The organism is Streptomyces sp. NPDC058145, assembly GCF_042884245.1.
In the GTDB taxonomy this organism is placed as follows: domain Bacteria; phylum Actinomycetota; class Actinomycetes; order Streptomycetales; family Streptomycetaceae; genus Streptomyces.
The window spans coordinates 501,806-513,771 of the sequence record NZ_JBHVUH010000005.1; the positions used below are offsets into that span (position 1 = coordinate 501,806).

Sequence of the window (11,966 nt, forward strand, 5' to 3'; positions counted from 1 at the left end):
CCCACCCAGCACACGTGTGACGTGACTGCGTAGCTGCGGGCACCGGGCCTGCGTGCCTCCCCCGCTCGAGCGAAGCCGAAAGAGTGGGGGAGGCACCCCGCAAGCGCGGGCAAGCGAACACCGCCCCCGCCCAGCCACGACACAGGGCAACCAGTCATCCCCGGCTCAGCCGGCGCCCACCTCCGGGCACCCCGCAAACCCCGCGCCGGCAAGCAGCCCCGCCCTAATCCTCCCCGTACCGAGGATCAACCGTCTCCGGAGTCAGCCCCAGCAACTCCGCCACCTGCTCCACCACAACCTCATGCACCAACGCGGCCCGCTCATCCCGCCCCTTGGTCCGGATCTCCACCGGCCGCCGGTACACCACGACCCGGGCCCGCCGCCCCTCCCGCGCGGGAATGATCCCGCCCAACGGCACAGCCTCGTCGCCCCAGACGTCCGTGCCCCGCCCCTCCAGCCGAGGTACCTCGAGCACCAGGAAATCCATGTCGGCCAACTGCGGCCACCGCCGCTCGAGACGCTCCACCGAGTCCTGCACCAGGTCCGCGAACACCTCGGCCCTGCTGGCCGCCAGCGGCACCTGCGGCGGCGCGATCGGCCCACGCATGCCCCGCCCGTGACGATCACGGCGACGGGGCTGGGGGCCGGTGGGGCGGGGCGGTACACGGTTGTCCATCACCGCAGAAGCCTAGTCCCCGCCCGCTCCGCCCGCCCGACCCCACGCGGCAACCGGCCACCGGCACTCCGTGCCCCCGGGCACGACGCAACACGTGTCACAGGACGTGTCACAGGTTGACCATTCCAGCCAAGGTCCGGCTCGTTTCCGTAACCCTTCAAGACCGGTAACTCAAGGCAATTGACGGTGTTTGTGCAGACTCGTGACCGAAGGCCGCCCCGCCCGGAACCCCGCCCGACCCCGTCCCCGCAGGTCAGCAAGGCCTGTTGGGAGGTGCCTGTGGGGCGTCTCACAGTTCGACACGGTGGCGTGACCTGGAGGAGAGTCGTCGCGGCCCGTTCAAGAGTGCGGTACCGTCCATCGTCGTGAGCCCTGTACGTCGCTGTTCGCGCACCGCCTGCGGCCGACCCGCCGTCGCGACGCTGACGTACGTCTACGCCGACTCGACCGCGGTCCTCGGCCCGCTCGCCACCTACGCCGAACCCCACTGCTACGACCTGTGCGCCGAGCACTCCGAGCGCCTCACCGCGCCCCGCGGCTGGGAGGTCGTCCGTCTCCTCGACGGCTCCGCGCCCGCGCGGCCCAGCGGGGACGACCTGGAAGCCCTCGCCAACGCCGTACGCGAGGCGGCCCGTCCCCAGCAGCGGGCGGCCGGGGCGGGCGGCGGCGGAGCCCGCACCCCGGACCCCATGGAAGTCGCCCGCCGCGGGCATCTGCGCATCCTGCGCTCACCGGACAACTGAGTCCGCGCGGAGAACCGATCCCGCACCCACCCGACGCGCGAGTCGACTTGCTCGCCACTTGCCGTCCACTTGTCCGTCCGCCGGGTGTCCGCACACCTGCCTCTCACCCCCGACGGGTAGTTTGTGGGCACCCATAGGACTTCAGGAGGGTTGGCCGTGGCTGCTGATCTGTCGCAGATCGTGAAGGCGTACGACGTACGCGGAGTGGTCCCGGACCAGTGGGACGAGCCGCTGGCCGGCCTCTTCGGCGCCGCCTTCGCCGAGGTGACGGACGCGACGGCCATCGTCGTCGGTCACGACATGCGCCCCTCGTCCCCCGGCCTCTCCCGCGCCTTCGCGCGCGGCGCCGCCGACCGCGGGGTGGACGTCACCGAGATCGGCCTGTGCTCGACGGACCAGTTGTACTACGCCTCGGGCGCGCTGGACCTCCCGGGCGCGATGTTCACGGCCTCCCACAACCCGGCGCAGTACAACGGCATCAAGATGTGCCGCGCGGGCGCCGCCCCGGTCGGTCAGGACACGGGCCTTGCGCAGATCCGCGAACTCGTCGAGCGGTGGCTGGAGTCGGGCGCTCCGGAACCGGCCGCCGAGCCGGGAACCCTCACCACGCGCGAGACGTTGGAGGATTACGCGGCCCACCTCCGCTCCCTCGTCGACCTCACCGCCGTGCGCCCCCTGAAGGTCGTCGTCGACGCCGGCAACGGCATGGGCGGCCACACGGTCCCCACGGTCTTCGCCGGCCTGCCCCTGACCCTCGTGCCGATGTACTTCGAACTGGACGGCACCTTCCCGAACCACGAGGCCAACCCCCTCGACCCGGCCAACATCGTGGACCTGCAGAAGCGGGTCCCGGCGGAGGGCGCCGACCTGGGCATCGCCTTCGACGGCGACGCCGACCGCTGCTTCGTCGTGGACGAGACCGGCGACCCCGTATCCCCGTCCGCGATCACCGCCCTGGTCGCGGCACGCGAGCTGGCCCGAACCGGCGGCAACGGCACCGTCATCCACAACCTGATCACGTCCCGTACCGTCCCGGAGGTGGTGAGGGAGAACGGCGGCACCCCGGTCCGCACCCGCGTCGGCCACTCCTTCATCAAGGCCGAGATGGCCCGCTCCGGCGCGATCTTCGGCGGCGAGCACTCCGCCCACTACTACTTCAAGGACTTCTGGAACGCCGACACGGGCATGCTGGCCGCCCTCCACGTCCTCGCGGCCCTCGGCGGTCAGGACGGCCCCCTGTCCGCCCTGACCGCCCAGTACGACCGCTACGCGGGCTCCGGCGAGATCAACTCCACCGTCGCCGACCAGGCCGCGCGCCTCGCCGCGATCCGCGCCGCCTACGAGGGCCGCCCGGGCGTCACCCTCGACGGCCTCGACGGCCTCACGGTCTCCGCCGCCGACTGGTGGTTCAACGTCCGCCCGTCCAACACGGAGCCGCTGCTGCGCCTGAACGCGGAGGCGAAGGACGAGGCGACGATGACCAGGATCCGCGACGAGGCCCTGGCGATCATCAGGGCCTGAGTCACCCGCCCGCCCCCACACCGGGGCGGGCAAACCGGGGTCCAGCGGGCAGCGCGCCTCCTGCCGCACCCGCAGGCCCGGCCCGACCCCGCCACCAGCGGTACGCTGACCAGCACATCGGCAATAGAACCTCCGCCCCGAAGGGACACCCTCATGCCGCTCGAAGCCGGCCTTCTGGAGATCCTCGCCTGCCCCGCCTGTCACGCCCCCCTCAAGGAGCAGGACACCGAGCTGATCTGCACCGGTCAGGACTGCGGCCTGGCGTATCCGGTCCGCGACGGCATCCCGGTCCTGCTCGTCGACGAGGCCCGCCGCCCCGCGTAACAGCGGCGCTCCCGCCCCGCGTGCACCGCGGCGTCACCGCCGCGCACCGACGAGGCGCCCACCCGCGTTCGAACCCCCGCACAGGACCCCGGCGATCGGAGGCTGCCGCCCCATGCTCGACGAATCGCTGCTCGACAGTCCGGAGGGCCTCGCCGACGCCGATCGCCGCGGCCTTCTCCGCGGCGCGGCGGAGGCCGGCGCCCGCGTACGCACCGCCGTCCGGCACGCCGCCGAGGCCGGTGTGGCCGACCTCAAGCCCGACGGCCGCCCCCGCGCCGTGCTGATCGCGGGCCCCGGAGCCGCCGCCACCCACACCGCCGACCTGCTCGGCACCCTGGCCGGCCCCGGCAGCCCTGTCATCCGGCTGGCCCCCACCGGCGTCGCTCCCGCCGCCGGCGCCCTGCGCTGGGAGATCCCGGGCTGGGTCGGCTCCGTCGACCTGCTGCTCATCGCCACCCCGGACGGCACCGAACCCAGCCTCTCCCTGCTCGCCGAGCAGGCCTACCGCCGAGGCTGCTCCGTCGTCGCCGTCGCCCCGGCCCACACCCCGCTCGCCGAGGCGATCGCCGCCGCGCACGGAATGTTCGTACCGATGGCGACGGCGCCCTACGACCAGGAGGAACCCCTCGCCGCGTCTTCCCCGGGCGTCTTCTGGGCCCTGTTCACCCCACTACTGGCGCTGCTGGACCGCATCGGTCTGCTCAGCGCGGCGCCGGACGCCCTGGAGAAGGTCGCCGACCGCCTGGACCACATCGCCGAGCGCTGCGGCCCGGCCATCGCGGCCTACAGCAACCCGGCCAAGACCCTCGCCGCCGAACTCGCCGACGCGCTCCCCGTCGTGTGGACGGAGGGCCCCGCGACCGGCCCCGCCGGCCGCCGTTTCGTCGCCGCCCTCGCTGAACTCGCCGGCCGCCCCGCCCTCGTCGCCGAACTCCCCGAGGCGCTCGCCGCGCACAGCGCCCTGCTGGCCGGCCCGCTCGCGGCCAGCGCCGACCCGGACGACTTCTTCCGCGACCGCGCGGAGGAGCCGCCCGCGATGCACGCGCGCGTGGTGCTGATCCGCCACCGCCCGATCGGCGGCCTCACCGCCCTCCCCGCCGCCCGCGACCTGGCGCTCAGCCACGACACTCCGATCAGCGAACTCGAACCGGAGGAGGGCGACGAACTGGAGACCCTCGCGGAACTGATCGCCGTCACGGATTTCGCCGCCGTTTACCTGGCGCTCGCTTCCGGGGCCTGATCTTGCTCAGGGCGTCGCACCCGGGCCCGCCCGGGCCGACCGGCCGCCCCACCACCGGGAACACCGACCGGCACCGGCACACCGCCCGGCACCGGCGCCGGCCGAGCAGCGTACGTACGGAGACAGAGAAACCACATGGACCGCCTCGACAACACCGTCCGCCCCTACGCCTGGGGTTCCACCACCGCCATCCCGCACCTCCTCGGCGTCGAGCCGAGCGGCGAGCCGCAGGCGGAGATGTGGATGGGCGCCCACCCGGGCGCTCCCTCACGCACCGCGCGCGGGACGCTCGTCGAGGTGATCGACGCCGGCCCGGAGCGCGAACTGGGCGCCGCGGCGGTCGCGAAGTTCGGCCCGCGACTGCCGTTCCTGCTCAAGCTCCTCGCCGCCGGCGCGCCCCTCTCCCTCCAGGTGCACCCCGACCTGGAGCAGGCCGGGGAGGGCTTCGCCGACGAGGAGCGGCGCGGCATCCCGGTCGACGCCCCGCACCGCAACTACAAGGACGCCAACCACAAGCCCGAACTGATCTGCGCGCTCACCGAGTTCGACGGCCTGTGCGGGTTCCGCGCCCCGGCCGAGGCGGCCGGCCTGCTCGACGGGCTTGGTGTCGACTCCCTGAAGCCGTACGTCGACCTGCTGCGCGCGCACCCCGAGGACGCGGCCCTGCGGGAGGTCCTCACCGCCGTCCTCACCGCAGACCCACGGGAAATGGCGCACACGGTCGCCGAGGCCACCGCCGCCTGCACCCGCCTCGGCGGCGACTACGCCCCCTACGCCGGCCTCGCCCACCACTACCCGGGCGACCCCGGCGTCATCGCGGCCATGCTCCTGAACCACGTCCGCCTGCAGCCCGGTGAGGCGCTGTTCCTCGGTGCCGGCATCCCGCACGCCTACCTCGACGGTCTCGGCGTCGAGATCATGGCCAACTCCGACAACGTCCTGCGCTGTGGCCTGACCCCCAAGCACGTCGACGTCCCCGAACTGCTGCGCATCGTCCGCTTCGAGGCGGGCGACCCGGGCGTGCTGCGTCCCGAGGCCTCCCCGGACGGCGAGGAGGTCTACGAGACCCCGATCGACGAGTTCCGCCTCTCCCGGTACGTCCTGTCCGAGGGCGGCACCGCCCACGACCTCACCCTCGACACCCCGCAGATCCTGCTCTGCACGGCCGGGTCCGTCCGGGCCGGTGAGTACGAGCTGGCCCCCGGCCAGTCGGTCTTCGTCCCGGCGGGGGAGAAGACCGAGGTGTCCGGTGCGGGCACGGTCTTCCGCGCCACTGTGATCGTATGACCGGGACTGTGGACACCTGACGCGCCGCCACCCGGACGGGCTGCAACAATGGCCCACCGGCAAAGCACGGGCAAAGACGGGTACACGCCTGGACGGCGTAGACGGACGAGGGCGAAGGGACAACGCGGACACATGAGCGCGTCAGGCGGTACCAGGGCGATCGTGGCGGCACTCGGCGCCAATCTCGCGATCGCGGCATCGAAGTTCGTGGCGTTCGCGTTCAGCGGCTCGTCGTCGATGCTCGCCGAGGGTGTCCACTCGGTCGCCGACTCCGGCAACCAGTTCCTGCTGCTGATCGGCGGCAAGAAGGCACAGCGCGAGGCAACCCCCCAGCACCCCTTCGGCTACGGCCGCGAGCGCTACATCTACGCGTTCCTCGTCTCGATCGTCCTCTTCTCCATCGGCGGCATGTTCGCCATCTACGAGGGCTACGAGAAGATCACCCACCCCCACCAGGTCGAGCACTGGTACTGGCCGGTGGGGGTCCTGCTCTTCGCGATCATCGCCGAGGGCTTCTCCTTCCGCACGGCGATAAAGGAGTCCAACGAACTGCGCGGCAAGCTGTCCTGGTCGCAGTTCATCCGCCGCGCCAAGGCCCCCGAACTGCCCGTCGTCCTCCTCGAGGACTTCGGCGCGCTCATCGGTCTCGTCCTCGCCCTCGGCGGCGTCGGGCTGGCCCTGCTCACCGGCGACGGCGTCTGGGACGGCATCGGCACCGTCTGCATCGGTGTCCTGCTGGTCTGCATCGCACTCGTGCTCGCCGCCGAGACCAAGTCGCTGCTGCTCGGCGAGGCCGCGGGCATCGAGGAGGTCAAGAAGGTCGAGGCCGCGATCGTCGACGGCGACACCGTCACCGGCGTCATCCACATGCGCACGCTCCACCTCGGCCCCGAGGAACTGCTGATCGCCGCCAAGATCGCCGTTCAGCACGACGACACGGCCACCGAGGTCGCCAATGCCATCAACGCCGCCGAGGCCCGCATCCGGGCCGCCGTCCCCATCGCCCGCGTGATCTACCTGGAACCCGACATCTACAGCGAGGCCGAGGCCGCCAAGGGCCCGAACCCGGAGGCGACCCCGGGCGGCCCCACCCCGCACCCGGCCGGCCACTGAATTCCGCCACGGCGACAGGGCCCGCCCACCTCGGCAAGGGCCCCGTCCACCCCCCGAACGACGTGAACTCTTCGGAGGCGGACTGGGGGCTCCCCCGTCTCCCGGTGTAGCTTGGGACGGAGCCAGACGTCGCTGCTGATGGCGGTCGGGCGGTCCCGCAGCGGACCGGCCGAGGGAGAGAGGGCCTCCGACGGACTGCGCTGCGCGCACGTGGGCATGCCTGTGCCCTCTTCTCGGGCACCCGTGTGTCCGCCGCCGCGCAGACCAGCCGTACCCACCCTCGACCCAACCCCCGAGGAGCAGCTCGCAATGACGACTGTCGACAACCGACAGGACTTCAAGGTCGCCGACCTCTCCCTGGCCGAGTTCGGCCGCAAGGAGATCACCCTCGCCGAGCACGAGATGCCGGGCCTGATGGCGATCCGCAAGGAATACGCCGAGGCCCAGCCCCTCGCCGGCGCCCGCGTCACCGGCTCCCTGCACATGACCGTGCAGACCGCCGTCCTCATCGAGACCCTGGTCGCCCTCGGCGCCCGGGTCCGCTGGGCATCCTGCAACATCTTCTCCACCCAGGACCACGCGGCCGCCGCCATCGCCGTCGGCCCGAACGGCACGCCGGACAACCCGCAGGGCGTCCCGGTCTTCGCCTGGAAGGGCGAGACCCTGGAGGAGTACTGGTGGTGCACCGAGCAGGCGCTGACCTGGCCTGACAGCGCCACCGGCGGCCCGAACATGATCCTCGACGACGGTGGCGACGCCACCCTCCTCGTCCACAAGGGCGTCGAGTACGAGAAGGACGGCAAGGTCCCCGGCCTGGAGACCGCCGAGTCCGACGAGCACCGCGTCATCCTCCAGGTGCTGCACCGCACCCTGGGTGAGAACCCCCAGAAGTGGACCCAGCTCGCCTCGGAGATCCGCGGCGTCACCGAGGAGACCACCACCGGCGTCCACCGCCTGTACGAGATGCAGCGCGACGGCGTCCTCCTCTTCCCGGCGATCAACGTCAACGACGCCGTCACCAAGTCGAAGTTCGACAACAAGTACGGCTGCCGCCACTCCCTGGTCGACGGCATCAACCGAGCCACCGACGTCCTCATCGGCGGCAAGACCGCCGTGGTCTGCGGCTACGGCGACGTGGGCAAGGGCTGCGCGGAGTCCCTGCGCGGCCAGGGCGCCCGCGTGATCATCACCGAGATCGACCCGATCTGCGCCCTGCAGGCGGCGATGGACGGCTTCCAGGTCACCACCCTGGACGAGGTCGTCGAGACCGCCGACATCTTCGTCACCACCACCGGCAACAAGGACATCATCCTCGCGTCGGACATGGCGAAGATGAAGCACCAGGCGATCGTCGGCAACATCGGCCACTTCGACAACGAGATCGACATGGCCGGCCTCGCCCAGATCTCGGGCATCGTCAAGGACGAGGTCAAGCCGCAGGTCCACACCTGGAAGTTCCCCGACGGCAAGGTCATCATCCTGCTGTCCGAGGGCCGCCTGCTGAACCTGGGCAACGCCACCGGTCACCCGTCGTTCGTGATGTCCAACTCCTTCGCGGACCAGACCCTGGCCCAGATCGAGCTGTTCACCAAGCCCGACGAGTACCCGACCGGCGTCTACGTGCTGCCCAAGCACCTCGACGAGAAGGTCGCCCGCCTCCACCTGGACGCGCTCGGCGTGAAGCTCACCAAGCTGCGCCCCGAGCAGGCCTCGTACATCGGCGTGGAGGTCGACGGCCCGTACAAGTCGGACCACTACCGCTACTGAGTCCGCGGTCCCGCCCGCCGGGGAGCACACCGGTGCACCGCCGCGCTCCCCGGCAGCAGGTCCGCAGATCCGCGAAGGCAGGCCCCCGCACCCCCGTGCCGGGGGCCTGCCCCTTTGGCCTCCGACCGGACCAGCAGCCGTAGCCGGACCGCCGGCCCGTCAATACCCAGGACCCCCATGCCACGCGGCCGATATTCGCTCCACGATCCGCACGATCACACCCCCTTCGCGGAAGAGCACTTCCAGTGCGCGCCCGGCCCCTCCGGCTGGCGCTACGTCTCCCAGCTGACCACCCCCGCCGGCGACCACCGCGGCTCGGTCGACCTCGCCCTGGACGACCTCGGCCGCCCCATCCGCCTCGAACTGCACTCGGGAGGCTGGCAGGTGCGAGGCGCCGCCCTCGACGGCGTCACCTGGGTTCGCACCGATGCCACCGGAACTCATGCCACCGAAGGCAATGTGCGCGCCCACACCTTCACCGGCACGTCCCCCGCGTTCCTCGTCGCCACCGCCCGTCTCCTGCGCCTCACCCCCTCCTCGGACGCGACCCGCGTGCGCCTCGTGGCCTTCACCGACCCGGTCCTCGCCCCCCGCACCCTGGACCAGTCCTGGACCTTGGTGAACAGCGAAGCACACGCCACTGACAACGGCCCCCTGACCGTGGACGAATACCAGGTCACAGCCCTGGACACGGGCGAACGGCACACCGTGCACATCGCCGGAGACGTGGTCCTGTCCGCGCCCGGGATCGAGCTGGAGGACCTCCAGTCACCGCCGTCCGGATTCGACTGAGCGGCAGCGGGCTTCTCAGGCCGGCGGCGCGAAGCCGGTGGCGGGGCGCCCGGCCGGCGCCTCGTCCGGGCGCACCGGGGCGGAGGGCGCGGAGGGCGGCACGGGTACCTGCGTCCGAGGGGCGGCCGGGGACTGATAGGTGTTCGGCGCAGGCGGCTGCGACAACGGCGGAAGGTAGCTCCCCGGCGCACCGCCGCCGACTGCTGAGGCGCCCGCAGGCTCTGCGGGCGCTCCGGAGACGAACGAAGAGGACGAGCCCGCCGCCGCGACGGATCCGGCCCCGCCGAACGCCTGCCGGGCCTCGCGGGACTGCCGTTCCTGGACCACGGCGGCCAGAAAAGCCGCCGGGTGCTCGCCGTGCGGCACAGGAGCCCCCGTGCGAGCCGCGACGTCAGCCGCGAGCCGCTGAGCCATCTCCCAGGACACCTGGGGATCCAGCTGCTGCATCCGCGTCAGGTACTGCCGGACCGCGAGCCACAGCCCGTCCGGTACGGCCGACAGATCCAGCTCGGCGAACCGCCCCGCGAGCCACGGTGGCGGCGGAGGCACCTGACCGGTCTGCCCGGCGGGAATCCGCTCGCGCACGACCAGGGTGCCCGCGAACACATCGCCGAGCCGCCGCCCCCGCGCCGACACCAGCGAGGCGATACAGGCCACCACCCCGAACGTCATCAGGATCTCGACCACACCGATGGCGCCCCGCACCAACGCGTGCCGGAACCGGAGGGGGCCACCGTCGTCCCGCACCACACGCAGCCCGAACACCAGCTTCCCCAGCGAACGGCCGTGGCTGAGCGTCTCCACCGCGATCGGCCCACCGACCAGCACCAGCAGGAAGGTGGCGATCGACAGCGCGACCTGAGCGGCCTCGTCGAGAGACGACGTCGCGGCAACCAGCGCCAGCGTCGCGCCCATGTACACGAGCACGGCCACGACCAGATCGAGCAGCACCGCCAACGCCCTGCTCGGCAACTTCGCGGGCCGCAATTCGAGCGACACCGCCTCGCCGGTCACCAGCTCACTCACGCCCGTCGTCCTTCCCCTGGCCTGCCCCGTGAACCGCAAGTCTGCCAAGCTGAGCGCGCATCGCGCCGCAGTACGACAAGCTGACGGCAACAAGAGCATCCACGACGAGCAGTGGACGACCAGCCGAGGAGCAGGCAGACCCCATGGACCTGGACGTCTTCGTCTCCGCACACCGCGCCGAGTGGGACCGCCTCGACGCCCTGCTCCGCCGCCGGCGCCACCTCAACGGAACCGAGGCGGACGAGCTCGTCGCCCTCTACCAGCGCACCGCCACCCACCTCTCCCTCATCCAGTCCAGCGCTCCCGACCCCCAGCTGACGGGCCGGCTCAGCCAGCTGGTGGCACGCGCGCGCAGCGCCGTGACCGGCACCCGCCGCGCATCATGGCGGGACGTCACGCGGTTCCTGGGGCAGGGATTCCCCGCCGCGGTCTATCGCGCGCGTCGCTGGTGGGTGCCCACCGCGCTCGTCTCCACAGCCGTCGCGATCCTTCTGGGTTGGTGGATAGGCACCCACCCGGAGGTGCAGTCGACCATCGCTGCCCCCAGCCAGCTGCGTGAGCTGACCCGCCCCGGCGGCGAGTACGAGACCTACTACTCGAGCCATCCCGCGGCGTCCTTCGCCGCTCAGGTCTGGACGAACAACGCCCAGGCAGCGGCGATGTGCCTGGTCCTGGGAATCTTCCTGGGCCTGCCCGTCCTCTTCATCCTCTTCGAGAACATGCTCAATCTGGGCGTCGGCTTCGGTCTGATGTCGTCCGCCGGCCGCCTCGACACGTTCCTCGGTCTGATCCTTCCGCACGGCCTGCTCGAACTGACCGCGGTCTTCGTCGCAGCCGGCACCGGTCTGCGCCTCGGCTGGACCCTCGTCGACCCGGGCCCGCGCAGTCGCCGCGTCGCGCTTGCCGAGGAGGGCCGGGCGGCGGTCGGCATGGCCATCGGCCTCGCTCTCGTCCTCTTCGTCTCCGGCGCGATCGAAGGCTTCGTCACCCCGTCCGGCCTGCCCACCTGGGCCCGTATCGGCATTGGGATCGCGGCCGAGCTGGCATTCCTGGCGTACGTCTTCGTCCTGGGCGGCCGCGCGGTGCGGGCCGGCGAGACGGGCGACATCGAGGCGGCCGAACGCAGCTCCACCGTGCCCACGGCCGCCTGATGTGCGTCCACGGTCTCTGAGCTGCTAGTCTCTCCTTCGCCCCGCAAGAGCCGTTGACACGGACGGAGCGGGGAGGTAGATTCAAACAGTTGCCTAGAACTGGACAGGTTCGGGGCTGATCGTTTAGAATCTACTTGCTTCCCAAGAGTCGCAGACGCGATCGAGAGAAGCGCCTCTTCCGAATTACTCAGAAATGAGCAGCCGGTCAGACCGGCCGAGAACTTCTGATAAAGTCGGAACCGCCGGAAAGGGAAACGCGAGAGCGGGAACCTGGAAAGCACCGAGGAAATCGGGTCGAGAAAAGATCTGATAGAGTCGGAAACGCA

At 71.5% G+C, this 11,966-nt stretch carries 11 protein-coding genes; 9 read left to right on the forward strand and 2 right to left on the reverse strand.

What is annotated here, in order from left to right; all coding sequences use genetic code 11:
• Window positions 1-223: 223 nt before the first annotated feature.
• A complete protein-coding gene (locus ACFVVO_RS14730; RefSeq protein ID WP_390054920.1) occupies window positions 224-676 on the reverse strand; it encodes a metallopeptidase family protein in 453 nt (150 codons plus the stop codon).
• Between the two features lie 365 nt (window positions 677-1,041).
• Between ACFVVO_RS14730 and ACFVVO_RS14735 the strand changes: the two genes are divergently transcribed.
• The 8 genes from ACFVVO_RS14735 to ACFVVO_RS14770 all read left to right on the forward strand — a co-directional run bounded on the left by ACFVVO_RS14735 (window position 1,042) and on the right by ACFVVO_RS14770 (window position 9,463).
• Window positions 1,042-1,419 carry a DUF3499 domain-containing protein gene (locus ACFVVO_RS14735; protein ID WP_390054865.1) on the forward strand — a complete coding sequence of 126 codons (378 nt, stop codon included), beginning with the start codon at window positions 1,042-1,044 and terminating at the stop codon, window positions 1,417-1,419.
• 156 nt (window positions 1,420-1,575) lie between these two features.
• On the forward strand, window positions 1,576-2,940 hold the full coding sequence (locus ACFVVO_RS14740; RefSeq protein WP_390054867.1) for a phosphomannomutase/phosphoglucomutase: 1,365 nt from the start codon (window positions 1,576-1,578) through the stop codon (window positions 2,938-2,940).
• A 153-nt stretch (window positions 2,941-3,093) separates the two neighbouring features.
• Complete coding sequence (locus ACFVVO_RS14745) at window positions 3,094-3,264, forward strand: Trm112 family protein (RefSeq protein WP_007382472.1); 171 nt, start codon at window positions 3,094-3,096, stop codon at window positions 3,262-3,264.
• A 112-nt stretch (window positions 3,265-3,376) separates the two neighbouring features.
• Window positions 3,377-4,504, forward strand: a complete 1,128-nt coding sequence (locus ACFVVO_RS14750) for an SIS domain-containing protein (RefSeq protein ID WP_390054869.1) — start codon at window positions 3,377-3,379, stop codon at window positions 4,502-4,504.
• Window positions 4,505-4,639: 135 nt separating this feature from the next.
• Window positions 4,640-5,791 carry a mannose-6-phosphate isomerase, class I gene (gene manA / locus ACFVVO_RS14755; RefSeq protein ID WP_390054871.1) on the forward strand — a complete coding sequence of 384 codons (1,152 nt, stop codon included), beginning with the start codon at window positions 4,640-4,642 and terminating at the stop codon, window positions 5,789-5,791.
• A gap of 132 nt (window positions 5,792-5,923) precedes the next feature.
• Window positions 5,924-6,904, forward strand: coding sequence for a cation diffusion facilitator family transporter (locus ACFVVO_RS14760; protein ID WP_390054873.1), 981 nt, complete (start codon window positions 5,924-5,926; stop codon window positions 6,902-6,904).
• 309 nt (window positions 6,905-7,213) lie between these two features.
• Entirely contained in the window at window positions 7,214-8,671 is a 1,458-nt protein-coding gene (gene ahcY, locus ACFVVO_RS14765; protein WP_390054875.1) for an adenosylhomocysteinase, read from the forward strand.
• Window positions 8,672-8,848: 177 nt separating this feature from the next.
• On the forward strand, window positions 8,849-9,463 hold the full coding sequence (locus ACFVVO_RS14770) for a hypothetical protein (RefSeq protein WP_390054877.1): 615 nt from the start codon (window positions 8,849-8,851) through the stop codon (window positions 9,461-9,463).
• A 15-nt stretch (window positions 9,464-9,478) separates the two neighbouring features.
• Here the strand turns inward: ACFVVO_RS14770 and ACFVVO_RS14775 are convergent, their stop codons facing one another.
• Window positions 9,479-10,489 carry an RDD family protein gene (locus ACFVVO_RS14775; RefSeq protein ID WP_390054879.1) on the reverse strand — a complete coding sequence of 337 codons (1,011 nt, stop codon included), beginning with the start codon at window positions 10,487-10,489 and terminating at the stop codon, window positions 9,479-9,481.
• A 143-nt stretch (window positions 10,490-10,632) separates the two neighbouring features.
• On the opposite strand from ACFVVO_RS14775, the gene ACFVVO_RS14780 reads away from it, so the two are divergent.
• Complete coding sequence (locus ACFVVO_RS14780) at window positions 10,633-11,640, forward strand: stage II sporulation protein M (protein ID WP_390054881.1); 1,008 nt, start codon at window positions 10,633-10,635, stop codon at window positions 11,638-11,640.
• The last annotated feature ends 326 nt before the right edge of the window (window positions 11,641-11,966 follow it).

Bases quoted from the DNA above. Each gene is read 5' to 3' on its own strand.
- ACFVVO_RS14745 (WP_007382472.1), top strand. From the start codon at position 3,094: ATGCCGCTCGAAGCCGGCCTTCTGGAGATCCTCGCCTGCCCCGCCTGT.
- manA (WP_390054871.1), top strand. From the start codon at position 4,640: ATGGACCGCCTCGACAACACCGTCCGCCCCTACGCCTGGGGTTCCACC.
- ACFVVO_RS14750 (WP_390054869.1), top strand. From the start codon at position 3,377: ATGCTCGACGAATCGCTGCTCGACAGTCCGGAGGGCCTCGCCGACGCC.
- ACFVVO_RS14760 (WP_390054873.1), top strand. From the start codon at position 5,924: ATGAGCGCGTCAGGCGGTACCAGGGCGATCGTGGCGGCACTCGGCGCC.
- ahcY (WP_390054875.1), top strand. From the start codon at position 7,214: ATGACGACTGTCGACAACCGACAGGACTTCAAGGTCGCCGACCTCTCC.
- ACFVVO_RS14780 (WP_390054881.1), top strand. From the start codon at position 10,633: ATGGACCTGGACGTCTTCGTCTCCGCACACCGCGCCGAGTGGGACCGC.
- ACFVVO_RS14770 (WP_390054877.1), top strand. From the start codon at position 8,849: ATGCCACGCGGCCGATATTCGCTCCACGATCCGCACGATCACACCCCC.
- ACFVVO_RS14730 (WP_390054920.1), bottom strand. From the start codon at position 676: ATGGACAACCGTGTACCGCCCCGCCCCACCGGCCCCCAGCCCCGTCGC.